General features: G+C 62.1%; 23 protein-coding genes and 1 tRNA gene. 14 read left to right on the forward strand and 10 right to left on the reverse strand.

Annotated elements, in window-relative coordinates; genetic code table 11:
- Nucleotides 1-24: 24 nt before the first annotated feature.
- Nucleotides 25-1,758 carry a methyl-accepting chemotaxis protein gene (locus AB5Y93_RS10205; protein ID WP_368229278.1) on the forward strand — a complete coding sequence of 578 codons (1,734 nt, stop codon included), beginning with the start codon at nt 25-27 and terminating at the stop codon, nt 1,756-1,758.
- 742 nt (nt 1,759-2,500) lie between these two features.
- On the opposite strand, the gene AB5Y93_RS10210 is transcribed toward AB5Y93_RS10205, so the two are convergent.
- A complete protein-coding gene (locus AB5Y93_RS10210; protein ID WP_134997205.1) occupies nt 2,501-2,677 on the reverse strand; it encodes a hypothetical protein in 177 nt (58 codons plus the stop codon).
- A 746-nt stretch (nt 2,678-3,423) separates the two neighbouring features.
- Here AB5Y93_RS10210 and arcA point away from each other — a divergent pair.
- The 4 genes from arcA to AB5Y93_RS10230 all read left to right on the forward strand — a co-directional run bounded on the left by arcA (nt 3,424) and on the right by AB5Y93_RS10230 (nt 8,247).
- Nucleotides 3,424-4,644 carry an arginine deiminase gene (arcA, locus tag AB5Y93_RS10215; protein ID WP_010676011.1) on the forward strand — a complete coding sequence of 407 codons (1,221 nt, stop codon included), beginning with the start codon at nt 3,424-3,426 and terminating at the stop codon, nt 4,642-4,644.
- Between the two features lie 63 nt (nt 4,645-4,707).
- A complete protein-coding gene (gene arcC / locus AB5Y93_RS10220) occupies nt 4,708-5,634 on the forward strand; it encodes a carbamate kinase (protein ID WP_253583727.1) in 927 nt (308 codons plus the stop codon).
- Between the two features lie 78 nt (nt 5,635-5,712).
- Nucleotides 5,713-6,717, forward strand: coding sequence for an ornithine carbamoyltransferase (argF, locus tag AB5Y93_RS10225; RefSeq protein ID WP_368229279.1), 1,005 nt, complete (start codon nt 5,713-5,715; stop codon nt 6,715-6,717).
- 123 nt (nt 6,718-6,840) lie between these two features.
- Nucleotides 6,841-8,247, forward strand: a complete 1,407-nt coding sequence (locus AB5Y93_RS10230) for a YfcC family protein (RefSeq protein WP_041214260.1) — start codon at nt 6,841-6,843, stop codon at nt 8,245-8,247.
- Between the two features lie 154 nt (nt 8,248-8,401).
- On the opposite strand, the gene AB5Y93_RS10235 is transcribed toward AB5Y93_RS10230, so the two are convergent.
- The 4 genes from AB5Y93_RS10235 to AB5Y93_RS10250 all read right to left on the reverse strand — a co-directional run bounded on the left by AB5Y93_RS10235 (nt 8,402) and on the right by AB5Y93_RS10250 (nt 11,330).
- Entirely contained in the window at nt 8,402-8,893 is a 492-nt protein-coding gene (locus tag AB5Y93_RS10235) for an arginine repressor (protein ID WP_039039633.1), read from the reverse strand.
- 218 nt (nt 8,894-9,111) lie between these two features.
- Nucleotides 9,112-9,576 (reverse strand): aspartate carbamoyltransferase regulatory subunit, encoded by a 465-nt coding sequence (gene pyrI / locus AB5Y93_RS10240; RefSeq protein WP_010676006.1) that lies wholly within the window; start codon nt 9,574-9,576, stop codon nt 9,112-9,114.
- Between the two features lie 16 nt (nt 9,577-9,592).
- Complete coding sequence (gene pyrB / locus AB5Y93_RS10245; protein ID WP_010676005.1) at nt 9,593-10,513, reverse strand: aspartate carbamoyltransferase; 921 nt, start codon at nt 10,511-10,513, stop codon at nt 9,593-9,595.
- 274 nt (nt 10,514-10,787) lie between these two features.
- Nucleotides 10,788-11,330: a hypothetical protein gene (locus tag AB5Y93_RS10250; RefSeq protein ID WP_039039632.1), complete on the reverse strand. Its 543-nt coding sequence runs from the start codon at nt 11,328-11,330 to the stop codon at nt 10,788-10,790.
- 202 nt (nt 11,331-11,532) lie between these two features.
- Here AB5Y93_RS10250 and AB5Y93_RS10255 point away from each other — a divergent pair.
- A tRNA-Trp gene (locus tag AB5Y93_RS10255) sits at nt 11,533-11,609 on the forward strand.
- 209 nt (nt 11,610-11,818) lie between these two features.
- A complete protein-coding gene (locus AB5Y93_RS10260) occupies nt 11,819-13,189 on the forward strand; it encodes a phosphatidylserine decarboxylase family protein (RefSeq protein ID WP_368229280.1) in 1,371 nt (456 codons plus the stop codon).
- Between the two features lie 54 nt (nt 13,190-13,243).
- Here the strand turns inward: AB5Y93_RS10260 and AB5Y93_RS10265 are convergent, their stop codons facing one another.
- Complete coding sequence (locus AB5Y93_RS10265; RefSeq protein ID WP_049636044.1) at nt 13,244-14,116, reverse strand: LysR family transcriptional regulator; 873 nt, start codon at nt 14,114-14,116, stop codon at nt 13,244-13,246.
- A 100-nt stretch (nt 14,117-14,216) separates the two neighbouring features.
- Here AB5Y93_RS10265 and AB5Y93_RS10270 point away from each other — a divergent pair, with 100 nt between their 5' ends.
- Complete coding sequence (locus tag AB5Y93_RS10270; RefSeq protein ID WP_041209527.1) at nt 14,217-14,714, forward strand: lactoylglutathione lyase family protein; 498 nt, start codon at nt 14,217-14,219, stop codon at nt 14,712-14,714.
- Between the two features lie 200 nt (nt 14,715-14,914).
- A complete protein-coding gene (locus AB5Y93_RS10275; RefSeq protein WP_201901993.1) occupies nt 14,915-16,804 on the forward strand; it encodes a methyl-accepting chemotaxis protein in 1,890 nt (629 codons plus the stop codon).
- A 128-nt stretch (nt 16,805-16,932) separates the two neighbouring features.
- Here AB5Y93_RS10275 and AB5Y93_RS10280 read toward each other — a convergent pair whose 3' ends face one another.
- From AB5Y93_RS10280 to AB5Y93_RS10290, 3 genes are read right to left on the reverse strand one after another with little or no spacing between them, the layout of a single operon-like run.
- Nucleotides 16,933-17,376 (reverse strand): N-acetyltransferase family protein, encoded by a 444-nt coding sequence (locus tag AB5Y93_RS10280; protein WP_368229281.1) that lies wholly within the window; start codon nt 17,374-17,376, stop codon nt 16,933-16,935.
- Nucleotides 17,373-17,894 carry a lipocalin family protein gene (locus tag AB5Y93_RS10285; protein ID WP_010675999.1) on the reverse strand — a complete coding sequence of 174 codons (522 nt, stop codon included), beginning with the start codon at nt 17,892-17,894 and terminating at the stop codon, nt 17,373-17,375. The genes AB5Y93_RS10280 and AB5Y93_RS10285 overlap by 4 nt, the downstream gene beginning before the upstream one ends.
- A gap of 1 nt (nt 17,895) precedes the next feature.
- Entirely contained in the window at nt 17,896-18,819 is a 924-nt protein-coding gene (locus AB5Y93_RS10290; RefSeq protein ID WP_128342173.1) for an AraC family transcriptional regulator, read from the reverse strand.
- 118 nt (nt 18,820-18,937) lie between these two features.
- Between AB5Y93_RS10290 and yqhD the strand changes: the two genes are divergently transcribed.
- The 5 genes from yqhD to AB5Y93_RS10315 all read left to right on the forward strand — a co-directional run bounded on the left by yqhD (nt 18,938) and on the right by AB5Y93_RS10315 (nt 25,960).
- Nucleotides 18,938-20,098, forward strand: a complete 1,161-nt coding sequence (yqhD, locus tag AB5Y93_RS10295) for an alcohol dehydrogenase (protein ID WP_368229282.1) — start codon at nt 18,938-18,940, stop codon at nt 20,096-20,098.
- Nucleotides 20,099-20,604: 506 nt separating this feature from the next.
- On the forward strand, nt 20,605-22,131 hold the full coding sequence (locus AB5Y93_RS10300) for a Re/Si-specific NAD(P)(+) transhydrogenase subunit alpha (protein ID WP_010675996.1): 1,527 nt from the start codon (nt 20,605-20,607) through the stop codon (nt 22,129-22,131).
- An 11-nt stretch (nt 22,132-22,142) separates the two neighbouring features.
- A complete protein-coding gene (pntB, locus tag AB5Y93_RS10305; RefSeq protein WP_010675995.1) occupies nt 22,143-23,627 on the forward strand; it encodes a Re/Si-specific NAD(P)(+) transhydrogenase subunit beta in 1,485 nt (494 codons plus the stop codon).
- Between the two features lie 327 nt (nt 23,628-23,954).
- A complete protein-coding gene (locus tag AB5Y93_RS10310) occupies nt 23,955-24,626 on the forward strand; it encodes a transcriptional regulator (protein WP_039039625.1) in 672 nt (223 codons plus the stop codon).
- A gap of 26 nt (nt 24,627-24,652) precedes the next feature.
- Nucleotides 24,653-25,960 (forward strand): serine dehydratase subunit alpha family protein, encoded by a 1,308-nt coding sequence (locus AB5Y93_RS10315; RefSeq protein WP_191967275.1) that lies wholly within the window; start codon nt 24,653-24,655, stop codon nt 25,958-25,960.
- A 72-nt stretch (nt 25,961-26,032) separates the two neighbouring features.
- Here the strand turns inward: AB5Y93_RS10315 and AB5Y93_RS10320 are convergent, their stop codons facing one another.
- A complete protein-coding gene (locus tag AB5Y93_RS10320; RefSeq protein ID WP_039039695.1) occupies nt 26,033-26,788 on the reverse strand; it encodes an outer membrane protein assembly factor BamD in 756 nt (251 codons plus the stop codon).
- Between the last annotated feature and the right edge of the window lie 84 nt (nt 26,789-26,872).

The raw sequence follows: 26,872 nt of genomic DNA on the forward strand, positions 1-26,872 counted from the left end.
TTTCTCTTTGGAGGGACCCATACCATGGCATTCAAAGTCAAAATCAACGTGCTGTTGTTGCTCGCCATTCTGGTCACCATCGGTACCGCCTGGTTCAGCGTCAACCATTTCATCAGCGGCTACATCCGCACCCAGGCCACCCAGAACATCAACGAGCAGATCACCCTGGTCAGGGAGAAGCTGGCGGGTGACATCAACCAGAAGGTGCTGCTGGCCGCCAACCTGAACCTCGGGGTGACCAGCGTCAAGAAGGCGCTGCAGGAGACCGGCTTTCACAACATCGTCAAGCTCATTGGCGACATGGCATTCGACGCGAACGGGGTCATCGACGACAAGGCCAGGGTTGACGCCCTGCGCAAGCTGATCCCCGCCGCCAACAACCAGATCACCGTCAGCCCGCTGGAGCAGCTGGACGGCAAACCCGTCATCTCCATCCTGGTGCCGCGCGGTGCAGACTCCGCCTACCTCTACTACCTCGACATGAGCGAGTTCAAGACGCTGCTGACCAAGGTAAGCGGGGAAGGGCGTTACTTCTCCCTCACCGACAGTCAGGGACAGGTGCTCTACAGCAGCAAGCCCCAGGGAGAGAGCGAGAGTCGCCCCAACAAGCTGGATATTCGCGGCAGCGAGTGGACCCTGACCGGTTATGTGGATCTCGACTATATCCGGGCCATGACCCAGGCGCTCAACGGGAAGATCACCCTGGCCCTGCTCGGGGTGGCGGCGCTGGTACTGGCCCTCTCCATGGTGGCCCTCAATCTGGCCTATAGACCCATCCTCTCCTTGCGCGACCTGGTGCAGGAGCTCTCTCAGGGCAATGGGGATCTGACCCGCCGGCTCACGGTGACCAGCAAGGATGATCTCGGCCAGATCTCGGCGGGCATCAACCGTTTCATCGAGCAGTTGCAGAGCATGATGGGGGAGGTGAGACAAGCGAGCGGCCAGCTCAATGAAGGGATATCGGCATTGGCGAGGCAGACGGGGTCGGCCCAGGGCCTGCTGGCCGAGCATGTGCGGGAGACCGAACAGGTAGTCACCGCCATCAACGAGATGAGCCGTACTGCCGTCTCGGTATCGGAGAGCGCGGCCAATACTGCCCAGCTGACCGGCCAGAGCCAGCAACTGGCCAACCAGTCGCGTCAGGTGGTGGATCAGGCCATGGCCAGCGTCACTGCGCTGGTGACGGAGGTGGAGACCACGGCACACTCCATCGAAGCCATGCAGCAGGATGTGCAGCAGATAGGCTCGATTCTCGGGGTCATCGGTGGCATCGCAGAGCAGACCAACCTGCTGGCCCTCAACGCCGCCATCGAGGCGGCCCGGGCTGGTGAGCAGGGGCGGGGGTTTGCGGTGGTGGCGGACGAAGTGCGCTCTCTGGCGGGACGCACCCAGAAGAGCACTGCCGAGATCCAGACCATGCTGACCCGGCTGCAACGGGGTACCCAGACCGTGGTGGCCGCCATGGGCAACACCCGGCAGAGTTGCCAGGATGCGGCGGAAAACACCAGCAAGGTGAATGCGTCACTGGATCTGATGGCGGGAGAAGTGGTGGAGATCAACGATCTCATCAGCCATATCGCCACGGCCGCGGAGGAGCAGAGTGCCGTTGCCGAGGAGATCAATCGCAACATGAGTGCCATCGCCGAGGTGATCACCCAGCTCAAGGGGAATGGCGAGCGCACCGTGGACAGCTCAAACGCCATGCAGCGCACCTATGACAGGCTGCGGGAGATAGTGGGGCACTTCCGGCTGGAATAGCGCCGGCTGGGCGAGTCCCGGGTACCCTGGCCAGCAATGCCGTGGCCGGGGTGACTCATCAGCGGGCAGACGTGAAAAATACCCAAAAAAGATGGGGGCGACTTGCGTCGCCCCCGATAGTCTTATCGCTCATATCCTTGAACGAAGTTGCTCCCTGCAATCCCTGACTATACCTCTTCCTTTAGGTTTCCCCTTCCCAATCCTTTGGGGTGTCCTTTAGCCATCATGGCCTGACGAGTCATCCGTTCCCGTCGCACTTTCTCCGTCCTGGGAGGTGTCCTTTACCACATCCTGTGGTGAGTCCATTTGCCCAACCCTGGCAGCCAGTCTTCCTGACCGACTTCATTGCGTCCGTGCAGGAGTAACTATAAGGATTTCGCGCAGGGCGACAATGACATGCTGAAAAACGTTTTATTCAAACTGGTTTCCCGCGAAAGGATAATGAAGTTATCTTTTTTAAAATCATGATGTTAATGATCTATCATGCTGTTTTTTCACGCGCATCTTCCGACTATGGCGAGAATTTTGTTGGCACTTTGCTTACGCAGTCGATGGCGAATATCTCACAAGGCGTTTAACTGCGGTTCAGAATCCGGGGAGGCCGGTCAGTGTCGATCGCAGATGAGGGTGGAGGAGGGCAACGGGCATGATGCAGGTGGCGTGGTCCGGATCCCATTCAGGAGATAAAGGAGGGAAAGCTGAGATGACCCAAGAGGAGATCGCCTCCCCTTGGGCGAGAGGGTCAGGGATGCTGGCTGCCACCGTGCCATTGGCATAGGTAGGCGGGGACCAGCATCTGGGGTGCCTGGTCAACGTGACAGACCACCAGCGGCATGGCGGGGGCTCCCTGGGCATGCACCAGGGCCGGTGTCATGGGCAGGACCAGGGCGACGAGCAGAAACAGCGACGGGATCTTCATGGTTATCTCCTTGGTGACGGGAACGAATGTGACAAGCATCACTTTTTGAGTTAAGGCGAACCCGAAATCGGCGCAAGGTGACTGAAAAAATTCAACTAATGAAAAAACTTTGAATCCCGGTTGCACTCCGGTCGGTGAAAAAGGCGCCATCAGGATGCGTGCAAAATGCATATCCATATAAAAGAGATAGTGCACACGACTTGGCGATGAGGCTAGCCATCTGGCCCGGGCGGGCCGCCATGATCTGGGACAAGAGATGGATTATTCAACGATAAAGGAGCAGGTGATTATTTATGCGAGAGCAAACGGGATGACAAGCGAGGATAAATTCAAAGGTGGGTGAAGTTTATTCAAAAAATGAGCGTTTTGATTTTAATATAATGATTTATTTGATGTTTTTTATTGGTGGCTATCCATTTTTGGATATCATGGGTGAATGGAATTGCGTTCTTTGTGGAATATATTGGGGCTTTATTGCGTATTTATGCCGGATGGCGGGTGAGGGAAATGTCAGATATGTAAACTCCATCATAAATTAACTTCTGAATTTATGCAGTCTAGGGTGAATGTGATCAATGTCCAAGTTTGGTGGAGTTGCCAGACCTAATCTCTGCGTCGAAAGGCAAGGGCAGGATAGAACACAAGTCGAGTACCCTACATAAAGAATATCCCGCCTTAGCCACGAGCCTGAATAGAAGGAATCTATTCAATCACTCGCAGGGACCACTGCTAGACGGAATATCATCATGAGCAAATTTTATGTAGGTTCTGAAGTTGGCCAGTTGCGCCGTGTCATGTTGCACCGCCCCAACCTCAGTCTGAAGCGTCTGACCCCTTCCAACTGCCAGGATCTGCTGTTTGACGACGTCCTGTCCGTGGAACGTGCCGGTCAGGAGCACGACAAATTCGCTCAGGTACTGCGCGATCAGAATGTCGAAGTCTTCCTCCTGACCAATCTGCTGGCGGAAACCCTGGACGTGCCGGAAGCCAAAGCCTGGCTGCTGCAACACCAGGTCTCCGACTATCGCCTCGGCACTGCCCTGGCCAACGACGTGCGCTGCTTCCTGGCGGACATGCCTCACCGCGAGCTGGCCCGCATCCTCTCCGGCGGCCTGACCTACTCCGAGATGCCCTACAGCGGCGTCAACATGGTGGTCGGCATGCATGCACCGACCGATTTCATCATCGAACCGCTGCCCAATCACCTCTTCACCCGCGACACCTCCTGCTGGGTCTATGGCGGCGTCTCCATCAACCCCATGGCCAAGGCCGCCCGTCGTCGCGAGACCAACCACGTGAAGGCCATCTACCGCTGGCACCCGCAGTTTGCCGGTCAGGAGTTCATCAAGTACTTCGGTGACGAGGAGCGCGACTACGACAACTCCACCATCGAAGGGGGCGACGTCCTGGTCATCGGCCGTGGCGCCGTGCTCATCGGCATGTCCGAGCGCACTACGCCGCAAGGGGTGGAGCACCTGGCCCGCAGCCTGTTCAAGCACGGTCAGGCGAAACAGGTCATCGCCATGGAGCTGCCGAAACACCGCAGCTGCATGCACCTCGACACCGTCATGACCCACATGGATGTCGACACCTTCTCCGTCTATCCGGAAGTCATCCGCAAGGATGTGAACTGCTGGAGCCTGACCCCGGGAGGTGCCACCGGGATGAACATCAAGGAAGAGGGTTACTTCGTGACCGCGATCGAGAAGGCGCTGGGGGTGGATCAGCTCAGGCTCATCACCACTGGCGGCGACAGCTTCGAGGCCGAGCGCGAGCAGTGGAACGATGCCAACAACGTGCTGACCGTGCGTCCCGGCGTGGTGGTGGGTTACGAGCGCAATACCTACACCAACGAGAAGTACGACAAGGCAGGCATCACAGTGCTGCCCATCCCGGGTGAAGAGCTGGGACGTGGTCGCGGCGGCGCCCGCTGCATGAGCTGCCCGATGGAACGCGACGGCATCTAACAAGACGGCGTGGCGCCGGCAAGAGGCCGGCGCCACAGATACCAAGACTCGAGAGTAACACTCATGAAAAAACCAACTGTCGTCGTCGCCCTGGGGGGCAATGCCCTGCTCCGCCGCGGTGAACCTCTGGAAGCCGACATCCAGCGCAAGAACATCGCCACCGCCGCCAAGACCATCGCCCGCATCGCCGAGGATTACAACGTGGTGCTGGTACACGGCAACGGCCCGCAAGTCGGCCTGCTGGCCTTGCAGAACAGCGCCTACACCAAGGTCTCCCCCTATCCCCTGGATGTGCTGGGTGCCGAGTCCCAGGGTATGATCGGCTACATGCTGATCCAGGAGTTGAAGAACCTGATGCCGAGCCGCAACGTCACCGCGCTGCTGACCCAGGTGCAGGTTGATCCCCAGGATCCGGCGTTTGCCAATCCGACCAAATTTATCGGCCCCGTCTACGAAGAGGCGGAAGCCCGCACCCTGGCAGAAGAGAAGCACTGGGTGGTCAAGGCAGACGGCAAGTTCTTCCGCCGCGTGGTGCCGTCCCCGCTGCCCCAACGCATCGTCGAAGGCGACGCCATCGAAACCCTGATCGCCCAGGGTCACCTCATCATCTGTACCGGTGGTGGCGGCATCCCGGTGACCTGGGATGGCCAGAGCCTGACCGGCATCGAGGCCGTCATCGACAAGGACATGTCTGCCGCCTACCTGGCCAAGCAGATCAAGGCCGACGCCCTGCTGATCCTGACCGATGCCGATGCCGTCTATCTGGATTGGGGCAAGCCGACCCAGCGTCCGCTGCGGATCACCAGCCCGGACGAGCTGGCCGGGGTCAAGTTCGATGCAGGCTCCATGGGGCCCAAGGTCGAAGCCTCCTGTGAATTCGTCAAGGCGACCGGCGGCATGGTCGGCATCGGCTCCCTGGAAGATGGCCTCGCCATCCTCAAGGGGGAAGCCGGCACCAACATCGTCGCCACCAATACCGTCAATGCCTGAGCCAAGGCTCTGGTCTGAACAACTGCGTAGTCAATGACACTGCCAAATTGGTCTGAACAAATATAGAGAGAACTCATCATGGCTTTTAATCTGCGTAACCGTAACTTCCTGAAACTGCTGGACTTCACCCCTCGCGAAATCCAATACATGATCGATCTGGCCATCGACCTGAAGAAAGCCAAATACGGTGGCTATGAGCGCAAGCATCTGGTCGGCAAGAACATTGCCCTGATTTTCGAGAAGACCTCCACCCGTACCCGCTGTGCGTTTGAAGTGGCGGCCTTCGACCAGGGCGCCCAGGTCTCCTACCTCGGCCCGAGCGGTTCCCAGATCGGTCACAAGGAGTCCATGAAAGACACTGCCCGGGTGCTGGGCCGCATGTATGACGGCATCGAATACCGCGGCTACGGCCAGGAGATCGTCGAAGAGCTGGGGGCCCACGCCGGTGTACCGGTCTGGAACGGCCTGACCAACGAATTCCACCCGACCCAGATCCTGGCGGACTTCATGACCATGCTGGAGCACGGCAAGGGCAAACGTCTGGATCAGATCAAGTTCGCCTACCTGGGTGACGCCCGCAACAACATGGGCAACTCCCTGATGGTGGGTGCCGCCAAGATGGGCATGGACATCCGCCTGGTGGCGCCGAAAGCCTTCTGGCCGGAAGAGGAGCTGGTTGCCACCTGCCGCCTCATCGCCGAAGAGACCGGTGCGCGCATCCACCTGACCGAAGACGTGAAAGAGGGTGTGCTGGGTGCCGACTTCCTCTACACCGACGTCTGGGTCTCCATGGGCGAAGCGAAGGAAGCCTGGGATCAACGGGTCAAACTGATGACCCCGTATCAGGTCAACATGGACGTCATCAACTCGACCAAGAACCCGGATGTGAAGTTCATGCACTGCTTGCCGGCGTTCCACAACGACGAGACCACCATGGGCAAGGAAGTGGCCGACAAATATGGCATGAAGGGCCTGGAAGTGACCGAGGACGTGTTCGAATCCGAGCACAGCATCGTGTTCGACGAGGCGGAAAACCGGATGCACACCATCAAGGCAGTGATGGTGGCTACGCTGGGCGACTGAGGTCGCAGTAGTGGTGCCGGGGGGTGACCCCCGGCTTTTCAACCATGTGACAGCGGCATAATACCTCCAACCCTACGACCCGCAGCCTGCATGGATACCACACCCACAGAAGGAAGCTGGACCATGACCAAATTCAAGTTCCCGTCAGCCTACACGATACTGTTTGTGCTGATCGCCCTGGTGGCCGCCCTGAGCTGGATAGTGCCGGCCGGCAAATACGAGATGACCATGAACGAGGCCCTCGGCAAGGAAGTGCCGGTGGCCGGTACCTACAAACTGGTGGATGCCAATCCCCAGGGGATCGTCGACGTGCTGCTGGCACCCATCGACGGTCTCTACAACCACGACACCTACGAGGCTGGCGCCATCGACGTCTCCCTCTTCATCCTGATCATCGGTGGCTTCCTTGGCATAGTGACCAAGACAGGTGCCATCGATGCCGGTATCGAGCGCGTCACCGATCGCCTGCGTGGCCGTGAAGAGTGGATGATCCCCATTCTGATGGCGCTGTTCGCCGCAGGGGGCACCATCTACGGCATGGCGGAAGAGTCCCTGCCGTTCTACACCCTGCTGGTGCCGGTGATGATGGCCGCCCGCTTCGACCCTGTCGTGGCTGCCGCGACCGTGCTGCTGGGAGCCGGTATCGGTACCCTGGGCTCCACCATCAACCCGTTCGCCACCGTGATCGCCGCCAACGCGGCCGGCATCTCCTTCACCGACGGCATCTGGCTGCGGGTCGCCATGCTGGTGGCCGGCTGGCTGATCTGCGTGGCCTATGTGATGCGTTACGCCAAGATGGTGCGAAGCGATCCCAGCAAGTCCCTGGTGGCCGACAAGTGGGAAGAGAACCGTGCCCACTTCCTTGGCAACAAGAGCGACCAGATGCTGGAGTTCACCACCACCCGCAAGATCGTGCTGGGTATCTTCGTCGCCGCCTTTGCCGTGATGATCTACGGGGTGGCCGTGCTGGGCTGGTGGATGGCGCAGATCTCCGGCGTGTTCCTGGCTGCCGCCATCATCGTCGGTGTCATCTCCCGCATGAGCGAAGAAGAGCTGACCTCCAACTTCATCGACGGCGCTCGTGACCTGCTCGGAGTGGCCCTCATTATCGGTATCGCCCGCGGTATCGTGGTGGTGATGGACAACGGCATGATCACCCACACCATCTTGCACAGTGCAGAGGGGATAGTGACCGGCCTCTCCACCGTAGTGTTCATCAACGTGATGTTCGTGCTGGAAGTGGTGCTCTCCTTCCTGGTGCCCTCTTCCTCCGGTCTGGCGGTGCTGACCATGCCGATCATGGCGCCGCTCGCCGACTTCGCCAACGTGGGCCGCGAGCTGGTGGTCACCGCCTACCAGTCCGCCTCCGGGCTGGTGAACCTGGTGACCCCGACCTCCGCCGTGGTCATGGGGGGGCTGGCCATTGCCAAGGTGCCCTATGTGCGCTGGCTGAAGTGGGTGGCCCCGCTGCTCGGCATGCTGACCGTGCTGATCGTGCTCTGCCTGAGCCTGGGCGCCGTGCTGGCATGAATGCCGACAGACATAGGGACAACAACGGGAGCCTGGGGCTCCCGTTTTTTGTGGCTGGCAAGGCAGGGCGCCCAGGCTCTCCCGTGGCCTGGCTCCTTGCCGCGCGGGCAACAAAAAGGCGACCCCGGGGTCGCCTTCTGGCATCCAGCAGGGGTCAGCGGGCGTTTTCCAGGGTGCGCACCACGGCGGCGTGAGCCTGGCGGGTTCGGCTGATGTGGCGCGGGGCGATCAGTACCACGTCGTTGCCGGCCACGGCCCCCAGGATCTCGGGATTGGCGTTGCGATCCAGCAGGCGAGCCACCACGGTAGCGGCCCCCGGGGTGGTATGCACCAGCACCATCTGCTGGTTGTGGACCACGGCGCGCACCATGTCATGGATGGAGCGGGTGCTGCCGGCGGGCTCCAGCTGCTCGTCCACCAGGGTGTAGACCTTCTTGCCGTTGGCGTTCTGGGCCTTGGCGACCCCGAGACGGCGCAGCAGGCGGGAGATAGTGGACTGGCTGATGTCCGCAAAACCGCGGGCGGAGAGCTCGCGGCGGATCTCCTCCTGGGTGCTGTAGCAGTGCTGGCCGATGATCTGGCGGCAGGCGTCGAGCTGAGCCAGATCTGACTCCGGTTCTGCTGGGCGGCTGAGGGTGTTGACCATGGCGACTTCCTTTGGCGATGAGCGATGGCGGTCTCGCCCAGTCTGTCGTTCCGGCTTTTCATAGCGAAAAACACTAATGAGGAGCACTCAAGCAGGGGATGAGCGAGGTATATCCATTACGGGATGGCAAATTATAACCAAAGGGGGAATAAGTGATGTGACAGGGTTCAAAAATGGGCCCAATGGGGCCCACATGGAAATCTTTTGTCGGCAGGAAATCAGTAGCGTTCGCTGACGATGTCCTGGGTGAAGGACTTCTCGCAGTATTTGCACTTCATCCGCACCGCCCCTTTCACCTCGCGCACCCGGAAGTAGCTCTCCACCGGTTCGTTGTGGGAGATGCAGTTGGAGTTGGGGCAGTGGAAGACCCCTTCGATGAACTCCGGCAGCGCCAGTTGGTGCTTCTTCACCACCACGAAGTCTTCGATGATGTTGACGGTGGCCTTGGGGGCGAACAGGGCGAGCTGGTTGGCCTGCTGCTCGGTCAGACGGGTGTTCTCGATCTTGATGAGATCCTTCTTGCCGAGGGCGCCGGATTTGAGGTTGAAGCCGACGGTGATCCGCTCCTGGGTCTCGATCAGCTGGAATAGCTTGAGGATCTTGATGCCCTGGCCGGCGGGGACGTGGTCGATGACGGAGCCGTGACGGATGGCTTCGACTTGCAGTTGGTTCTTCTCGGACATGATGTTCCCCTTTCCCTTAGACGGTTTCGTTCAGTACCAGTGCCAGCAGTGCCTGGCGGGCATAGACCCCGTTCTCCGCCTGCTGGAAGTAGTAGGCGTGGGGGGTCTTGTCGACGGCGACCTCGATCTCGTCAACCCGGGGCAGGGGATGGAGGATCTTCATGGTGGGCTTGGCCCCTTCCAGAGTCGCCAGCTCCAGCACGAACTTGGCGGCCATGTGCTTGTACTCGGTCTCGTCGAAGCGCTCCTTCTGGACGCGGGTCATGTAGAGGATGTCGAGCTCCGGCATCACCTCTTCCATGGTCTCGTGCACGCTGAAGCGGATGCCTTTCTCTTCCAGCTCCTCGCAGAGGTAGTCCGGCATGGCCAGCGCCTCCGGGGAGATGAAGAAGAAGCGGCAGTTGAACAGGCTCAGGGCCTGGGCCAGGGAGTGGACGGTGCGGCCGTACTTCAGGTCACCGACGAAGGCGACGTTGAGGCCGTCCAGCTTGCCTTGGGTCTCGTGGATGGAGAAGAGGTCGAGCAGGGTCTGGGTGGGATGCTGGTTGGAGCCGTCACCGCCGTTGATGACCGGCACCCGGGAGAACTCGGAGGCCAGACGGGCTGCCCCTTCCTTCGGGTGGCGCATCACCACCGCATCGGTGTAGGAGCTGATGATCTTGATGGAGTCGGCCAGAGTCTCGCCCTTCTTGGCGCTGGTGTTGCCGCCGTCGGCGAAGCCGATGATGTTGCCGCCCAGGCGCTGGACCGCGGTCTCGAAGGAGAGACGGGTGCGGGTGGAGGCTTCGAAGAAGCAACTGGCGACCAGCTTGTCTTTCAGCAGGCGGCTGTCGGGTTCGGCCTTCAACCGCTGTGCGGTGGCGACCACCAGTTCCATGTCGGACCGGGTCAGATCCGAGATGGAGATGACGTGTTTGTTATAGAGTGGATTGGTCATCGTCTGCATTCCCTTTGGCATCAATGAAGGTTTTTCCGGCACAAAAAAAAGCCCCTGAAACAGGGGCTCTTTTCAAAAAAAACGGGGGATCTGTGGGACGGGAACCGGAAACAACGGGGCCGCTCTGGTGCGCTCCACCCGTCTGCAAGGCTGCTTTTTTCATCAAAAACGGCATCGTCCTGTCCCGACCTTTTTCAAAACCGCACCGATTATAGGGCTGGTTTTTGAATTGTCAAAAATTTATTTCAGAGGCAGGATTTGGCCGGAAAAACGTTTAAGTGTCGCGAACGGGTCGACAAATCCAGAGTGCGTGCTGCGCCTGCAAGGGGGCGCCATCGGCGGCCATGCTGCGCAGGTAGCCGAGCCTGTGGTGCCCCTCCAGCAGGCAGTAGGGATGGGGCAGGGGGTGACCGTCCGGGTAGCAGGTGCCCGGGGCGGTGGCGAGGACGATGACAGGCTCGGACCAGGTGCCCCGGCGCAGCATGTCATCGCCGAGCCAGGAGCGGCGCACGTAGCGGTTGCTGCGCAGCATCTCGCCCCAGCGATCGATCACCTCCATGTGGCGGGAGTCTATCTGCTCGATAATCTGCGCGGTGGGCCAGTGCTCGCACTCGAACTGGTGGCTGGCGAGATCGATAAAGCTCCAGTTGGATTCAAAACCGCGCCAATGGCGGTAAATCCACTGGGCGAGCACATTGGAGGGAATGGAGGGCACCAGGGGAGAGACTCTGTCCAGATAGTCGGCCAGGGTCTCCGTCTTGCGCTCATCCCGGAAGTTGAGGGGCGCAAGCTGTTGCAGCAGTCGGTAATTGAGCATGGGCAGCCTCCCTGAGCCTGGTTTCACCCTACCCCCATTTGTGTCCCATTCCTACCCCGTCGGGGCTGCAAATACAGCAGCTTACCCCCGCTCCTTGTTGGAATTGCGGGGATCTGCTCGTCATTTGTTCGATCGCATCGAAAGTGAGAAAAAAAGCCTTTACCTTTGACCTCCGCTTTGTATACTACGCCTCGTTTGTTGCAGGGGCGTAGTTCCAATTGGTAGAACAGCGGTCTCCAAAACCGATGGTTGCGGGTTCGAGTCCTGCCGCCCCTGCCATTTTTCAGAAAGGCCAGCTCATTGAGCTGGCCTTTCGCATTTCCGGCGTTTGCCACCGCCTCCGTTAGCCTCTTTTTCCCCGCTTCGCCGCTGCCATTTCTGTCAATGGAGGCCGCTTTTCCCCTGTGCTACACCTTGCTTCCTGCCAGATGGCGCCCTCAGGCGCATCGCATCCGGCGGGCTCAAGGCGCTTCAACAAGGAGAGAGCGATGAACAAGGCAGTGGATACGCGTCACCCCCATGCCCATGCCGGTGGCTGGGTCCCCCGGGATCAGGCCCATGTGGCGCGCTGGGTACAGCGGCTGCGTCAGGCGGTCACCCGCCAGCCTCGCCCGCTGGTGGCCCCGATCGCCGGATTGAAGGCGCTGGTGGAGCAGGATCCTCTCCTGCATCAGCAGGCCCAGGGGATGTTTGACGAGGCGTGGCAGCACGAGCACAGCACGCCGCTCGGTCAGGTCCAGGTGCGCAGCTTCGATGAGTTCCTGCAGCTGCTCAACGGCATCATGACCACGGCCCCGGAAGCCTATCAGGATGTGCAGACCCAGGAGCCTGCCGGGCTGATCGGATTCCCCATCAATGCCCTGCTCAACTGGCCCATGGCGACGGCCGCCGGGTATGACTTCTTTGCCAATGCGCTGGTGAACCAGCAACTGCGCAAGATCCTCGGCTACTGGGCCGACTTCCTGCAAAGTCCCGCGTCCCGTTATGTGCTGACGGAGTCGGTGAGCCCCCTGGATCGCCAGACCCTGATCGTCCCTTGGCTGGGTGACGTGGCGAAGGAGGAGATGGTCCGGGTGGCGCAGGGGGCGCTCGGGGCCGGCGACAACCCCACCCCAGAGCGCTTCGAGGGGATCTTCCACACCGCGCCGGGAGAGGAATACGAGGGCTTCGCCAGCTGGGACGACTTCTTCACCCGCCGCTTCTGCCCCGGCGTGCGGCCGGTGACGGCCCCGGACGATGACAGCGTGATCGCCAACGCCTGCGAGTCGGCCCCGCTGCAGGTGGTGACCGGGGTAAGGCGGCAGGACGCCTTCTGGCTCAAGGGGCAGCCCTATTCCCTGGACAACCTGCTGGACTTCGACCCGCGCGCCGCCGCGTTCGAGGGGGGCACCCTCTATCAGGCCTTCCTCAGCGCCCTCAGCTATCACCGCTGGCACAGCCCGGTGAGCGGCACGGTGCGCTCGGTCAAGGTGGTCAACGGCAGCTACTACCTGGCCAACCGCCACCAGGGTTTCGACAGCCCGGCGGGGCCCGACCCCAGCGCCCCGAACCAGTCCCAGCCCTTCCTCACCGCGGTGGCGACCCGGGCACTCATCTTCATCGAGGCGGACAACCCCAAAATCGGCCTGATGTGCGTGGTGCCGGTGGGCATGGCGGAGGTGTCGAGCTGCGAGGTGACGGTGCAGCCGGGGCAGCGGATCGCGAAGGGGGAGCAGCTCGGCATGTTCCACTTCGGCGGCTCCACCCACTGCCTGCTGTTTCGCCCCGGGGTCGAGCTGGCGTTCGACTTCTACGGCCAGCAGCCGGGGCTGGAGGCGACCAACCTGAGGATCAACACGGCGCTGGCGCGGGTCAAATAACCCAGCCGCCGGACAGTAAAAGGCCGCCCTTGAGGCGGCCTTGTTGTTTGTCCATCAGATGGCGCCGACCTGCGTCTTGAGGGTTTCCACCAGCCGCTGGTGGCGGGCGGGGAGCGGCCACTCGGCGCGGTAGATCAGCCAGAGGGTGTCGATCACCTCAATGCTGCTCTGGATCACCCGGATCTGCTCCTGTTGGGCAAAGGCGGTGACGGCGAAGCGGGGCAGCACGGTAAAGCCGAGGCCGCGGGCGACTGGCTCCAGGATCAGGCCGATCTGGTTGGTAAAGCCGCGCAGCGGGATCTCGCCGAAGCGCTGGCCGGGATAGCGTCGTCCCAGCAGGCGCTGAGCCATGCTGCGGCCATCCGGGTGGTCAATAAAGCCGAGCTGACAGAGGTGCTGCCAGCTCGGCTCCTCGCCGTCGTTGGGTACTACCAGACAGAGGGGTTCGCGGGCGAAGGGCTCGGCGGCTATGCTGGGGTGCTCCGGCGGTTGATCCACCAGTCCCAGATCGCTGCGCCCCGCCAGTACCGCCTGCACTATGTCGGGGGTGGGGGCAAAGCGGTGCTGGATGGTGAGTCCGGGATGCTCCTGTTGCTGATCGAGCAGCAGGGGATAGAGCAGCAGGCCAATGCTGCCGGGGGTGGTGAGGGTGATGGCGCCGCGGTGAGGGTCGTCATCAGAGAGACGGGCTCGCAGCTGTTCTGCGGCCTGCGCCTGCTGGCGGGCGAAGTCGAGCAGCACCAGCCCGCGCGGGGTGAGCTCCAGCTGACGGGGCTTGCGTAGCAGCAGGGGGCCGAATTCGGCCTCGAGGCGCGAGATATGCTGACTGACGGCGGCCTGAGTGAGATCCAGCCGATCGGCGGCACGGGTAAAACTGCCGGTTTCATGCACCACCACCAGGGTGTGGAGCCAGAGTGGATTAACCATAAATTTAATTTATGTATTCCATTAGTTTGACCTTATTTTTCATTATGGCGTCTCTTCCTATCATGTCACCTGTTTCCCACACACAATTTCAAGGTGACTTATGACTTACCCGCGCAACTTCTCCCACATCGGCATCACGGTGACTGACCTCGACAAGGCAGTCGAGTTCTATACCAAGGTGATGGGCTGGTATCTCATCATGCCGGCGACCACCATCACCGAGGATGACTCCGCCATCGGCGTGATGTGCAACGACGTATTTGGCCCGGGCTGGGGCTCTTTCCGCATCGCTCATCTCTCCACCGGCGACAAGATCGGCATCGAGCTGTTCGAGTTCCCCAACAGCGAGCAGCGCGAAAACAACTTCGAATTCTGGAAGACCGGGGTGTTCCACTTCAGCGTGCAGGATCCGGATGTCGAGGGGCTGGCGGCGCGCATCGTCGCAGCGGGTGGCAAGCAGCGGATGCCGGTGCGCGAGTACTATCCGGGCGAGAAGCCCTACCGCATGGTCTACATGGAAGATCCCTTCGGCAACATCATCGAGATCTACAGCCACAGCTATGAGCTGACCTACTCCGCCGGTGCCTATCAGGGGTAAGTGACAGGCCGCCTTCGGGCGGCCTTGTGGTGCCTGCGGGTGTCAGCATGGAATAGTGAACAGTCTGTTGCTGGTAGTGCGTTCTGTTGTTGATAGATGAAAAAATATAAGGATTCACTAAAGACCGTTCATCATTGTGCCGATAGAACTACCAAGATGGGGGTATTCCCGGCCCCCGGCTACCACAAGGATTCGTTGTCATGACTCTCTCGTTGCGCGGCAAGCTGCTCGCGGCCAGCCTGGGGGTAGTGCTGCTGATGGCAGCCCTGCTCGGTATTGTCGCCTTCCACACCCTCAAATCCCGCACCCTTGACGCCATCCAGAGCGAGGCGGTCAACTACGGCCACGCCCACTCGGTGGCCATCGGCAACTGGCTTGAGGATCGCAAGCACGCGGTCGACGCCCTGGCCGCTGTCATTGCGCGCGACCCCGACACGGCCCTGGTGCCCCACCTGTTGCAGACCCGCACCTCCGGCGGTTTCGGCCTCACCTATTTTGGTTCGGCGCAGGGGGAGATGACCCGCCACGATCCCGCCCTCAACACCGCCAACTATGACCCCAGGGCCCGCCCCTGGTACCAGAACGCCGACAAGGCGGGCAAGCTCATCGTCACGCCGCCCTATGTCAGCGTGACCATGCAGCAGATGGTGGTGACCCTGGCCGAGCCGGTGAGCCACCAGGGCCGGGTGATCGGGGTGGCCGGGGCGGATCTCTCCCTCGACGCCCTCATCGACGAGGTGCTGGCCATGAAGGTGCAGGGAGAGGGCTACGCCATGCTGCTCGACCGCACCGGCCTCATCGTCGGCCACCCGAACAAGGAGCTGGCGCTCAAGCAGGTGGCGGAGCTGGATCCCGGTCTCACCGGGGCGGCGCTGGATGCGTGGAGCCGCGACGGCGAACTGCACGGCGCCAACCTGAACGGGCGCGAGGTGCTGCTCTCGGTGCAGGGAGTGCCCGGCACCGACTGGCTGCTCGCCATGGTGATGTACAAGGAGGTGCTGGAGGCGCCGCTCGCCTCCCTGCTGTGGCAACTGGTGGGGCTGACCCTGGTACTGCTGCTGGTGTTCGGTGCCCTGCTCATCGCCATGTTCAACTACCTGTTCGCGGATCTGGGACGGGTCTCCAGGGCGCTTGCCGACATCGCCCACGGGGAGGGGGATCTCACGGTGCAGATCGCCACCCGCAGCCAGGATGAGGTGGGGCAGCTGGCCCAGAACTTCAACCAGTTCGTGGCCAGGCTGCACGGCATTGTCAGCCGGTTGCGGGACGTCACCGTCGAGCTGGCGGCCCAGTCCCGCACCCAGGCGGTGGGGGCCGAGGCCCGCAGCCAGCGGGTGCGCCAGCAGCAGGACGAGATCGTCATGGTGGCGACCGCGGTGACCGAGATGGCCTCCGCCACCCAGGAAATCGCCGGCAACGCCGAGTTTGCCGCCAACACCGCCGGCGATGCGGTGCGCCTCGCGGTGGCCGGCCAGTCCCAGGTCGGCCAGAGCCAGCGCAGCATCACGGGGCTGGCGGGGGAGGTCTCCGACGCCAGCCAGACCATCCACGAGCTGGATGGACACGCCCAGCAGATCAGCGGCATTCTGGCCACCATCAGCGGCATCGCCGAGCAGACCAACCTGCTGGCTCTGAACGCCGCCATCGAGGCGGCCCGGGCCGGGGAGCAGGGGCGCGGCTTTGCCGTGGTAGCGGACGAGGTGCGGGTGCTGTCGCGCCGCACCCACGACTCCACCGCCGAGATCCAGCAGATGATCGAGGCGCTGCAGCAGACCACCCGCAAGGCGGTGGGCGGCATGGAGACCAGCCGCCAGCTGGCGGGCACCAGCGTGGAGGACGCCGAAGCGGCGAATCTCAGCCTGGGCAGGATCAACGAGGCCATCGGCGCCATCAGCGACATGGCGACCCAGATCGCGGCGGCGGCCGAGGAGCAGACCTCGGTGACCGGCGAGATCAGCCGCAACACCGAGAATATCCGCCACGTCTCCCAGGCGCTGGCGGCCCAGGCCGGCGAAGAGGCCGCCCAGGCGGCCCAGCTCAAGTCTCTCACCGAGCGGCTGGAGCAGGAGATCGGGCGCTTCCGGCTCTAGGCTGCGACCCGGATGTGACAAAGGCGACCCCGGGGTCGCCTTTATTCATCCTGTGTATGGATATTATTTCGCCATGCACCTGCTGAATAATATCGGGTCCTGGCCCTGCAACGGGCGCAGGCAGAGGCTCAGAGAGGCTTGATGTAGCTGTAGAACTCGTTGTCCCGCTGGTAGCCGTGCCCTTCGTAGAGGGCCTGAGCCTGCCGGTTGTCGGTGGCGGTGCTCAGCATCAGGAAGGCGGCGCCCGTCTCCTGGCCGTGGCGATCGGCCCGCGCCAGCAGCGCCTGGGCCACCCCCTGTTGGCGGGCCGCCGGTGCCACGAACAGATCGTACAGCAGCCAGACGGGCTTCAGGGCGAGGGAGCAGAACAGGGGATAGAGGTGGGCAAATCCCAGCACCTCTCCCTCCTCGCTCTGGGCCACGAAGAGCACCGACTCCCCGGCGGTGCAGCGCTCCAGCAGGAAGGCTTCGGCGGCCTCGGGCCGGGCAGGCAGCTGGTAGAACGCCCGGTATTGCACGAACAGGGGGGTAACCCGGGGAATGTCCCCGGGGGTGGCCAGGAAGATCCTCATGGGGCGTTCCCCGCCGGATCCTGGCTGACCCAGATCAGCCGGTCGGTGGCAAAGCCGAGCCCCCGGGCCCGCTCGACCAGGGCCTCTACCTTCTCTTTGGGGGGATGGGGCGTGCGGGAGAGGATCCAGAGGTACTGGAGGTTGTAACTGCTCACCAGGGAGAGGTCATAGTCCGTCGCCAGCACGTTGTAGCTGCCGTAGAAGGGGCCGAAGAAGCTCACCTTGAGGCGCCCCTCGTCGCTGTCGCCCACGAAGTAGGCGCGCCCCTCGGCCTCGCGCCATTCCCCCTGTTCGTCCTGCCCCCGGTTGATCACCCTGACACCGCCGTCATCCCGCAGGCTGTAGGTGGCGGTGACCCGGTTCAGGCCGCGCTCGAAACCGTGATCGAGGCGGGCGATTTCGTACCAGGTGCCCAGGTAGCGGTCGAGCTGGAAGGGCTTGACCACCTGGTGCCCCGGTGGAATGCCGGTGCAGGCGGTGGCCAGCAGGGTCAGAACGAGCAGGATCAGTGTGCGCATGTCATCCCTCCACGATACGCAGTTGTCCCGAGCGGAAGCGTGCCGCGTGTTCGCTCGGGGTGTTGCCAAAGAAGCGTTTGTATTCGCGACTGAACTGGGAGCCGCTCTCGTAGCCTACCTTGTCCGCCGCCACCCCGGCCTTGAGGCCGTCGTGCAGCATCATCAGCCGCGCCCGGTGCAGGCGCAGGGTCTTGATGTACTGCAGGGGCGAGGTGGCGGTGGCCGCCTTGAAGTGGTGGTGGAAGGCCGAGACGCTCATGTTTGCCTCCCGGGCCAGCTCCTCCACCGTCAGGTTCTCGGTAAAGCGCTGCTCCATGATACGCAGCACCCGGGCTATCTGGCTCACCTGGCTGTGACGGCTGGCCATGGCCAGCAGGGCGGGGGCCCCCCCTTCGTGCAGGGCGTGGAACAGGATCTCGCGCACGATCTGGGGCCCCAGCACCCGGGCGTGGAGCGGCTTGTCCATCACGTCGATGAGGCGCTCCACCGCGCAGAGCATGGTCTCGGAGAGGGGCACGGAGACGACGCCGCGACCCGGTTCCGCCGGGGCGGGGGCCGCGTCCCCCATCTCCAGCAGCAGGGCCTGCAGCGCCGCCACGTCGATCTCCACCGAGAGCCCCACCAGGGGGGATTCGGGGGAGGCGAAGCACTCGCACTCGCAGGGCAGCGGCAGGGTCATCATCAGGTAATGCTCGGGGTCGTAGCGGAAGGTGAAGTCCGAGAGATAGCCCACCTTGTGCCCCTGCAGGATGATGATCATGCGCGGGCGGTAGAGCACCGGGATGCGGTCGTGATGCTCCGTGGTGTAGATGAGGTGCACGCCGGGCACGGGGGCGGCGGTGATCCCCGGGTGGGGTGCCAGGGCGGCGAGTCGGCTGGCGAGGGCGGACTGGTGGGTCACCGCGATGGGCTGATTTGTACTCATTTATCCAGGCTCAGTAGAAATAGGCAAGAAATCGGCAGAAAGCCCCCTTGATGGTAGGGGGTTATAAGAGAAAAATGCAACCCATACCTTACCGACTACGACCACCCCGGGAGATCCCATGAACAACTTCATCCTGCACACCCCCACCAAGGTGCTGTTCGGCAAGGGCCAGGTGGCCCAGCTGCGCGGCCAGATCCCCAGCGACGCCCGCATCCTCGTCACTTTCGGCGGTGGCAGCGTGGTGCGCAGCGGCCTGCTGGACCAGATCCGCAGCGAGCTGGCCGGCCTGACCCTGTTTGAATTTGGCGGCATCGAGCCCAACCCCACCTACGAGACCCTGATGGGCGCCGTCGAACTGGCCCGCGCCGAGAAGGTCGACTTCCTGCTGGCGGTGGGTGGCGGCTCCGTGCTGGACGGCTCCAAGTTCATCGCCGCGGCCGCTCACTACGATCCGGCCAGGGATCCCTGGCACATCCTCGAGACCGTCGGGGGCGAGGTGGCCTCCGCCATTCCCCTGGGCAGCGTGCTGACCCTGCCGGCCACCGGTTCCGAGATGAACATGGGCGCCGTCATCACCCGCAAGAGCACTGGGGACAAGCAGCACTTCTTCTCGCCCTTCGTGATGCCGCGCTTCGCCGTGCTCGACCCCGTGCTCACCTACACCCTGCCCGCCCGTCAGGTGGCCAATGGGGTGGTGGATGCCTTCATCCACACCCTGGAGCAGTACCTCACCTACCCGGTGGATGCCAAGGTGCAGGATCGCTTTGCAGAAGGGCTGCTGCTGACCCTGGCGGAAGAGGGGCCCAAGGCGCTGGTGGAGCCGGAAAACTACGACGTGCGTGCCAACATCATGTGGAGCGCCACCCTGGCACTGAACGGCCTGATCGGAGCCGGTGTGCCCCAGGACTGGGCCACCCACATGCTGGGCCACGAGATCACCGCCCTGCACGGTCTGGACCACGCCCAGACCCTGGCGGTGGTGCTGCCCGCCTTGCTGCAGGCCAAGCGCGAGCAGAAGCGCGCCAAGCTGCTGCAATACGCCGAGCGGGTCTGGGATCTGCGCAGCGGCAGTGACGAGGCGCGTATCGACGGTGCCATCGCCGCCACCCGCGACTTCTTCGAGCGGATGGGGATCAAGACCCGGCTGCGGGATTACGTGGCCGACGCCCGGATCGACGCCCTGCTGGCCAAGCTCGAAGAGCACGGCATGACCGCTCTGGGTGAGCACGGCGACATCGACCTGGCCCAGAGCCGGCATATTTATGAGGCTGCCTGGTAAGCAGAGCACGCCTGAACCGGGCCCAAGGCCCGGTTGCACCAGGGGGCCCGAACCCGCCAGCAGGCGGGGACGCGGCCCCCTGATCGTTGCAAAATGGTTACTTTTTCCCTTTTCATCTCATCAGATGAGCCAACGGCAGATTTCGTAAGAACAAAAAACGCTAAGGTAGAGGCCGGGTTAAACATTTTTTTTGACTGGTTGGATCACTTTTTTTAGCGCTTTTTGCTGGTATAAGCCCCTAATTTGGTTTGTTTTTTTTAATCACGGTCCGGGATGGGCTGAATTCTGTACCCGCCCGCCCGGGGCCGTGGTTGTAATAAAACTCCAAAATTTGATACTAATCACCCTCGCGCCTGAAAAGCGGGGGCCTGACCGTGACAGGAGGTCGAGGTGAAGCCTGCTGATTTTCATAACAAAGGGCCCGTGACCTGCACTTTGATCATGCCTTGTCCCCTCAGACATGAGAGACTTGGCGATGATTGTTTATTAACCATCAGGGAATAGTCATGCAGATTGGAATACCGAGAGAGAGTCTCGCCGGTGAGACCCGGGTCGCAGCGACCCCGGCCACTGTCGAGCAGCTGAAAAAGCTCGGCTTCGAGGTTGCCATCGAGGCCGGTGCCGGCCTGCGAGCCAGCTTCGATGATGCCGCCTTCGAGGCTGCCGGTGCCAGCGTGGTACCGAACGTCTGGCAAGCCGACCTTGTCTTCAAGGTCAACGCGCCGACCGAGGCCGAAATCGCACAAATTAAGGATGGTGCCACCCTGGTGAGCTTCATCTGGCCCGCCCAGAACCCCGAGCTGGTCAAGAAGCTTTCCGAGCGCAACATCAATGTGATGGCGATGGACATGGTGCCGCGGATCTCCCGTGCCCAGTCCCTCGACGCCCTCTCTTCCATGGCCAACATCGGTGGCTATCGCGCCGTCGTGGAAGCCGCGCACCAGTTCGGTCGCTTCTTCACCGGCCAGATCACCGCCGCCGGTAAAGTACCGCCCGCCAAGGTGCTGGTCATCGGTGCCGGTGTGGCCGGTCTGGCCGCCATCGGGACCGCCGGTTCCCTCGGTGCCATCGTGCGTGCCTTCGATACCCGTCTGGAAGTGGCCGAGCAGATCGAGTCCATGGGTGGGGAATTCCTCAAGCTGGACTTCGGCGGCGAAGATGGCGCTTCCAGCGACGGCTACGCCAAGGTGATGAGCGAAGAGTTCATCAAGGCCGAGATGGAGCTGTTCGCCCAGCAGGCCAAGGAAGTGGACATCATCATCACTACCGCCCTGATCCCGGGCAAGCCGGCACCCAAGCTCATCACCAAGGAAATGGTGGACAGCATGAAGCCGGGCTCCGTCATCGTGGACATGGCGGCCCAGGCCGGCGGCAACTGCGAATACACGGTACCGGGTGAACTGCATGTCACCGACAACGGCGTCAAGGTGATCGGTTACACCGATCTGCCGGGCCGCCTGCCTGCCCAATCCTCCCAGCTCTACGGCACCAACCTGGTGAACCTGATGAAGCTGATGTGCAAGGAGAAGGACGGCAACGTCGCCATCGACTTCGAAGACGTGGTGCAGCGCAACATGACGGTGGTCCAGGCCGGTGAAGTGACCTTCCCGCCCCCCGCCATCTCCGTCTCTGCCGCCCCGCAGAAACCGGCTGCCGCCAAACCGGCCGCCAAGAAGGAAGAGGCCAAGCCCTCCAACAAGAAGTTCGTGTTCGGTGCCCTCGGCATCGCCGCCTTCGGTTGGGTGGCTGCCGTGGCGCCTGCCGCCTTCCTCTCCCACTTCACCGTCTTCATCCTGGCCTGCGTGGTCGGTTACTACGTGGTGTGGAACGTCTCTCACGCCCTGCACACGCCGCTGATGTCGGTCACCAATGCCATCTCCGGCATCATCGTGGTCGGTGCGCTGTTGCAGATTGGACAAGGGTCGACCCTGGTCACCGTGCTGGCCTTTGTCGCCGTGCTGATTGCCAGTATCAACATCTTCGGTGGCTTCACCGTCACTCAGCGCATGCTGAAGATGTTCCGTAAGGATTAAGGGGGTTTAACGTGTCTCAAGGACTGGTAACAGCATCCTATATCGTTGCCGCCGTGCTCTTCATCCTCAGTCTCGCGGGACTGTCGAAGCAAGAAACGGCCAAGCATGGCAACCTGTTCGGTATCGCGGGGATGGCCATCGCCCTGCTCGCCACCGTCTTCAACCCGGAAACCAGTGGCGTCCACTGGATCATCCTGGCCATGGCCATCGGTGGCGCCATCGGCGTGCGTCTGGCCCTCAAGGTCGAGATGACCGAGATGCCCGAGCTGGTGGCCGTGCTGCACAGCTTCGTGGGCATGGCAGCGGTGCTGGTGGGCTTCAACAGCTTCATCGATCTGCACCCCTCCGCCCCCGCTGAAGTGGTGGTCTCCGTCGGTTCCAACCTGGATGCGACCCTGGCAGCCGCCCGGGCGGCGTTCGAGCAGGCGGCAAGCGTCGCCCAGGTCGAGCACCTCTCCGGCGCCATGCTGAACATCCACCTGGTGGAAGTGTTCCTGGGCGTCTTCATCGGTGCCGTGACCTTCACCGGTTCCGTGGTGGCGTTCGGCAAGCTGCGCGGCCTCATCTCTTCCAAGCCGCTGATGCTGCCGCACCGCCACAAGCTGAACCTGCTGGCCGTGGTGGTCTCCATCGCGCTGATGATCCACTTCGTCAACGCCGGTGGCTCCACCTTCGCCCTGCTGGTGATGACCCTGATCGCCTTCGCCTTCGGCTGGCACCTGGTCGCCTCCATCGGTGGCGCGGACATGCCGGTGGTGGTCTCCATGCTGAACTCCTACTCCGGTTGGGCGGCGGCGGCGGCGGGCTTCATGCTCTCCAATGACCTGCTGATCGTCACCGGTGCCCTGGTGGGTTCCTCCGGTGCCATCCTCTCCTACATCATGTGCAAGGCGATGAACCGCTCCTTCATCTCCGTGATCGCAGGAGGCTTTGGCTCCGACGGCGTGGCCTCCACCGCCGAGCAGGAGCTGGGCGAATACCGCGAGACCAACGCCGAAGACGTGGCCGACATGCTGAAGAACGCCAGCTCCGTCATCATCACCCCAGGCTACGGCATGGCGGTGGCGCAGGCCCAGTACCCGGTGGCCGAGATCACCCAGAAGCTGCGTGATCGCGGCGTCAAGGTGCGCTTCGGCATCCACCCGGTGGCCGGTCGTCTGCCTGGTCACATGAACGTGCTGCTGGCGGAAGCGAAAGTCCCCTATGACATCGTGCTGGAAATGGACGAGATCAATGATGACTTCGCCGACACCGACGTGGTGCTGGTGATCGGTGCCAACGACACCGTCAACCCGGCCGCCATGGAAGATCCGGGCAGCCCCATCGCCGGCATGCCGGTGCTGGAAGTGTGGAAGGCGCAGAACGTCATCGGCTTCAAGCGCTCCATGAACACTGGCTACGCCGGTGTCCAGAACCCGCTGTTCTTCAAGGAGAACACCCAGATGCTGTTTGGCGATGCCAAGGCCAGCGTCGAGGCCATCCTGAAGGCGCTGTAAGCGTTGACCGGATGAGACAAAAAGGGGGCTTCGGCCCCCTTTTTTTATGACCAGAGTGGATGACCGTGGCAGGGAACAGACAGGCGGTGGTGCCTGCCTGTCCGGACTGACTGACGAGCCCTGGCTCAATTAAAGTTGAGCAAAAGCACCAAAAAACCACCTTGAAGGCCTCTCATGGGGCCTTTTTGTCATTTCAGTCGTGATTTTGCTCACATTTTGTGGTGTTGTCTCACCAGTCGGGCATAATGCCCGCGCAAAAAGCGGATTTGCTCAATTTTATTTGAGTCCGCTTTGAATATCCTTACCCAACGTTGACCGGATGACCCCATGACCGAGGTAGCTCCCTTGCGCGACGCCAGCACACTGACCGATGAAGAGCGCCATCTGATCGCCAGCTTCGAGCCTGCGGTGGCGGCGCTGTCCGCCCTGTTTGGCCCGGGCTGCGAGGTGGTGCTGCACGCCTTTGACAGTCTGCACGCCTCCGTCATCAAGATTGCCAACGGCCACATCACCGGCCGCCAGGAGGGAGCGCCGGTCACCGATTTTGCGCTCGACAAGTTGCACAGTGCCGCCGGCAGCCAGTGGAGCAGCTATTTCTCCCGCACCCGGGAGGGCACCCTGCTGAAGTCTTCGTCCATCACCATCAGCAACCGCGAGGGCAAACCCATCGGCATGCTGTGCGTGAATTTCAGCCTGGACACGCCCCTTGGCAGCCTGCTCGACACCTTTGCCCCGCCCGCAGTGCCCCCTGCCCACGGCACCGAGACCTTCGCCAGCTCGGTGGATGATCTGGTGGCGCAGGTGATCGCCAAGGTGGACAGGGATCCCGGGCTGGGCAGCAGCGTGCGCAACAAGGCGATCGTGCACCGGCTCTACGACATGGGCATCTTCGAGATCAAGGATGCCGCCCAACTGGTGGCCGAACTGCTCGGCATCTCCCGCCATACCGTTTACCTGCATATCCGCAATCACAAGGCGGAACTGGCCGAACAACAATGACGAGCCCGCACGCGGGCGCCATGAACATGAGACACATCGCAATGAATGCACAATGGACCGACTTTATTACCCTGCTCAAGCGTGAAGTGGTGCCGGCCCTCGGCTGCACCGAGCCCATGTCGGTCGCCCTGGCGGCGGCCAACTGCCGCAAGCTGCTGGGGCAGGTACCGACTCGCACCCGCGTCTGGGTCAGCGGCAATCTGTTCAAGAACGGCATGGGGGTCGGGGTGCCCGGCACCGGCATGATCGGCCTGCCGGTGGCCGCCGCCGTCGGCATCACCGGTGGCAACCCGGATGCCGGGCTGGAGGTGCTCAAGAGCCTCACGCCGGATCAGGTCGAGGCGGCCAAGGGGCTGCTGCCCACCATAGAGGTGGATGTGAAGGATGTGCCCGACGTGCTCTACGCCGAGGTGCTGGCCGAAGTGGAGGGGCACAGCGCCCGGGTGGTGATCTGTACCGACCACACCCGCATCGTGCTGATGGAGAAGGATGGCGAGGTGCTGATGGTGCAGGACAGCGCCCCCGGGGTGCAGATCCAGCCAGCCAAGGCCGGCAAGCCCGCCATGACCCTGAAGGAGATCGTGGCCTTCGCCCTGGAGGTGCCGCTGGCCGAGATCGACTTCATCCGCGAGGCGGCCACCATGAACCAGGCGCTGGCGGACGAAGGGCTGCAGGGCTATGGCCTGCGCATCGGCAAGATCCTCACCGATCAGGTGGAGCGCAAGCTGCTCTCCGACGACCTGATGACCCTGGCCATGCGCCTGTCGTCTGCCGCCTCCGATGCGCGGATGGATGGCGCCATGCTGCCCGCCATGTCCAACTCCGGTTCCGGCAACCAGGGCATTGCCGCCACCATGCCGGTGGTCGCCGCCGCCCGCTTCCTCAAGGCCGATGACGAGCAGCTGGCCCGTGCCCTGGTGATGAGCCACCTGGTGGCCATCTACATCAAGGCCTACCAGAACAAGCTCTCCGCCCTGTGTGCCGCCAGTACCGCCGCCATGGGATCGGGGGCCGCCATCACCTGGCTGCTGGGGGGCCAGTTCGAGCAGATCAGCCACTGCATCAACAACATGATTGGGGATGTTTCCGGCATCATCTGCGACGGCGCCGGCAGCGCCTGCTCCATGAAGGTCTCCACCTCCACCTCGGCGGCGGTGAAATCCTCGCTGATGGCCATCAACAACCTGCGCGTGCCCCAGAGCGAGGGGATCGTCTCGGACGATGTGGACCAGACCATCGCCAACCTGGGTCGCCTCTCCAGGGAGGGGATGCTGGATACCGACATCGAGATCATCAACATCATGCGGGCCAAGCAGCAGGGTAAGCGCCAGTGACCCCGGAGTGCCGCCGTCGGCCATAAAAAAACCGGAGCCAGTGGCTCCGGTTTTTCATTGTCCGTTCGCTACTCAGCCGCGACCGAGACGGTTGTCCGGGTAGTTCTTGGCAAGCACTTCTCGGGCATGCTGGGCCAGGGTCGGCATCTTCAGGGTGTCATAGGCGTTGACCATGATCTCCAGCGCCTTCTCGGTTTCCACCGTGTCGGGATAGGTCTCGACGATCAGCTTGGCGCGGTTGGCGGCGGCGATCAGGGCGTCACGCTTGACGTAGTACTCGGCTACCCCCAGGTCATAGCGGGCAAGACGGTTCTTCAGGCCGATCATGCGGGCACGGGCATCGGCTGCATAGCTGCTGTTGGGGTAGTTCTGCAGCAGGGTCTTGAAGTCCTGGAAGGCCTGACGGGCGTAGGAGGGGTCCTTGTCATCCCGATTGATGCCGAGGAAATCCTGGAAGAAGTTGTAATCCGCCGCCATGTTGGTCAGGCCGCGCATATAGAAGACGTAATCGATGTTCTTGTGCGCCGGGTTCAGGCGGATAAAACGGTCGATATTGGCGATCGCCTGGGCGGTATCATCCTGCTTGTAGTAGGCATAGATGAGATCGAGCTGAACCTGGTTTGAGTAGGCACCGAACGGGTAACGAGAGTCCAGCGCTTCCAGCAGTTCGATGGCATTGAGGTAGTTGCCGGTATCCAGTTTGATGCGGGCTTTCTGGTACAGAACTTCCGGCGGTTCGTCGGGAACCTTGGGTTTGGTGCTGGAACAGCCAGTGATCAGGGTAGCGACCAAGGCGAGCGACATCAGCAGGTGAGACTTCTTTCCCATCAACAACATCCGGTCCATTTCCACGAAATTGGCAAAGTATCCGTTATGCTTGGCTAAAAGAAAAGCTAGAATACCCGGATTATT

This window comes from Aeromonas sp. R10-1 (assembly GCF_040908465.1).
Taxonomy (GTDB): domain Bacteria; phylum Pseudomonadota; class Gammaproteobacteria; order Enterobacterales; family Aeromonadaceae; genus Aeromonas; species Aeromonas caviae.

What these genes read in the sequence shown, in the direction of transcription:
- AB5Y93_RS10300 (WP_010675996.1), top strand. Translation starts at nt 20,605, where the DNA reads ATGCAGATTGGAATACCGAGAGAGAGTCTCGCCGGTGAGACCCGGGTC.
- AB5Y93_RS10315 (WP_191967275.1), top strand. Translation starts at nt 24,653, where the DNA reads ATGAGACACATCGCAATGAATGCACAATGGACCGACTTTATTACCCTG.
- yqhD (WP_368229282.1), top strand. Translation starts at nt 18,938, where the DNA reads ATGAACAACTTCATCCTGCACACCCCCACCAAGGTGCTGTTCGGCAAG.
- AB5Y93_RS10260 (WP_368229280.1), top strand. Translation starts at nt 11,819, where the DNA reads ATGAACAAGGCAGTGGATACGCGTCACCCCCATGCCCATGCCGGTGGC.
- AB5Y93_RS10205 (WP_368229278.1), top strand. Translation starts at nt 25, where the DNA reads ATGGCATTCAAAGTCAAAATCAACGTGCTGTTGTTGCTCGCCATTCTG.
- AB5Y93_RS10270 (WP_041209527.1), top strand. Translation starts at nt 14,217, where the DNA reads ATGACTTACCCGCGCAACTTCTCCCACATCGGCATCACGGTGACTGAC.
- AB5Y93_RS10275 (WP_201901993.1), top strand. Translation starts at nt 14,915, where the DNA reads ATGACTCTCTCGTTGCGCGGCAAGCTGCTCGCGGCCAGCCTGGGGGTA.
- AB5Y93_RS10265 (WP_049636044.1), bottom strand. Translation starts at nt 14,116, where the DNA reads ATGGTTAATCCACTCTGGCTCCACACCCTGGTGGTGGTGCATGAAACC.
- AB5Y93_RS10210 (WP_134997205.1), bottom strand. Translation starts at nt 2,677, where the DNA reads ATGAAGATCCCGTCGCTGTTTCTGCTCGTCGCCCTGGTCCTGCCCATG.
- AB5Y93_RS10310 (WP_039039625.1), top strand. Translation starts at nt 23,955, where the DNA reads ATGACCGAGGTAGCTCCCTTGCGCGACGCCAGCACACTGACCGATGAA.
- arcC (WP_253583727.1), top strand. Translation starts at nt 4,708, where the DNA reads ATGAAAAAACCAACTGTCGTCGTCGCCCTGGGGGGCAATGCCCTGCTC.
- arcA (WP_010676011.1), top strand. Translation starts at nt 3,424, where the DNA reads ATGAGCAAATTTTATGTAGGTTCTGAAGTTGGCCAGTTGCGCCGTGTC.
- AB5Y93_RS10320 (WP_039039695.1), bottom strand. Translation starts at nt 26,788, where the DNA reads ATGGGAAAGAAGTCTCACCTGCTGATGTCGCTCGCCTTGGTCGCTACC.
- AB5Y93_RS10250 (WP_039039632.1), bottom strand. Translation starts at nt 11,330, where the DNA reads ATGCTCAATTACCGACTGCTGCAACAGCTTGCGCCCCTCAACTTCCGG.
- AB5Y93_RS10235 (WP_039039633.1), bottom strand. Translation starts at nt 8,893, where the DNA reads ATGGTCAACACCCTCAGCCGCCCAGCAGAACCGGAGTCAGATCTGGCT.
- argF (WP_368229279.1), top strand. Translation starts at nt 5,713, where the DNA reads ATGGCTTTTAATCTGCGTAACCGTAACTTCCTGAAACTGCTGGACTTC.
- AB5Y93_RS10290 (WP_128342173.1), bottom strand. Translation starts at nt 18,819, where the DNA reads ATGAGTACAAATCAGCCCATCGCGGTGACCCACCAGTCCGCCCTCGCC.
- AB5Y93_RS10280 (WP_368229281.1), bottom strand. Translation starts at nt 17,376, where the DNA reads ATGAGGATCTTCCTGGCCACCCCCGGGGACATTCCCCGGGTTACCCCC.
- AB5Y93_RS10285 (WP_010675999.1), bottom strand. Translation starts at nt 17,894, where the DNA reads ATGCGCACACTGATCCTGCTCGTTCTGACCCTGCTGGCCACCGCCTGC.
- pyrB (WP_010676005.1), bottom strand. Translation starts at nt 10,513, where the DNA reads ATGACCAATCCACTCTATAACAAACACGTCATCTCCATCTCGGATCTG.
- AB5Y93_RS10230 (WP_041214260.1), top strand. Translation starts at nt 6,841, where the DNA reads ATGACCAAATTCAAGTTCCCGTCAGCCTACACGATACTGTTTGTGCTG.
- pyrI (WP_010676006.1), bottom strand. Translation starts at nt 9,576, where the DNA reads ATGTCCGAGAAGAACCAACTGCAAGTCGAAGCCATCCGTCACGGCTCC.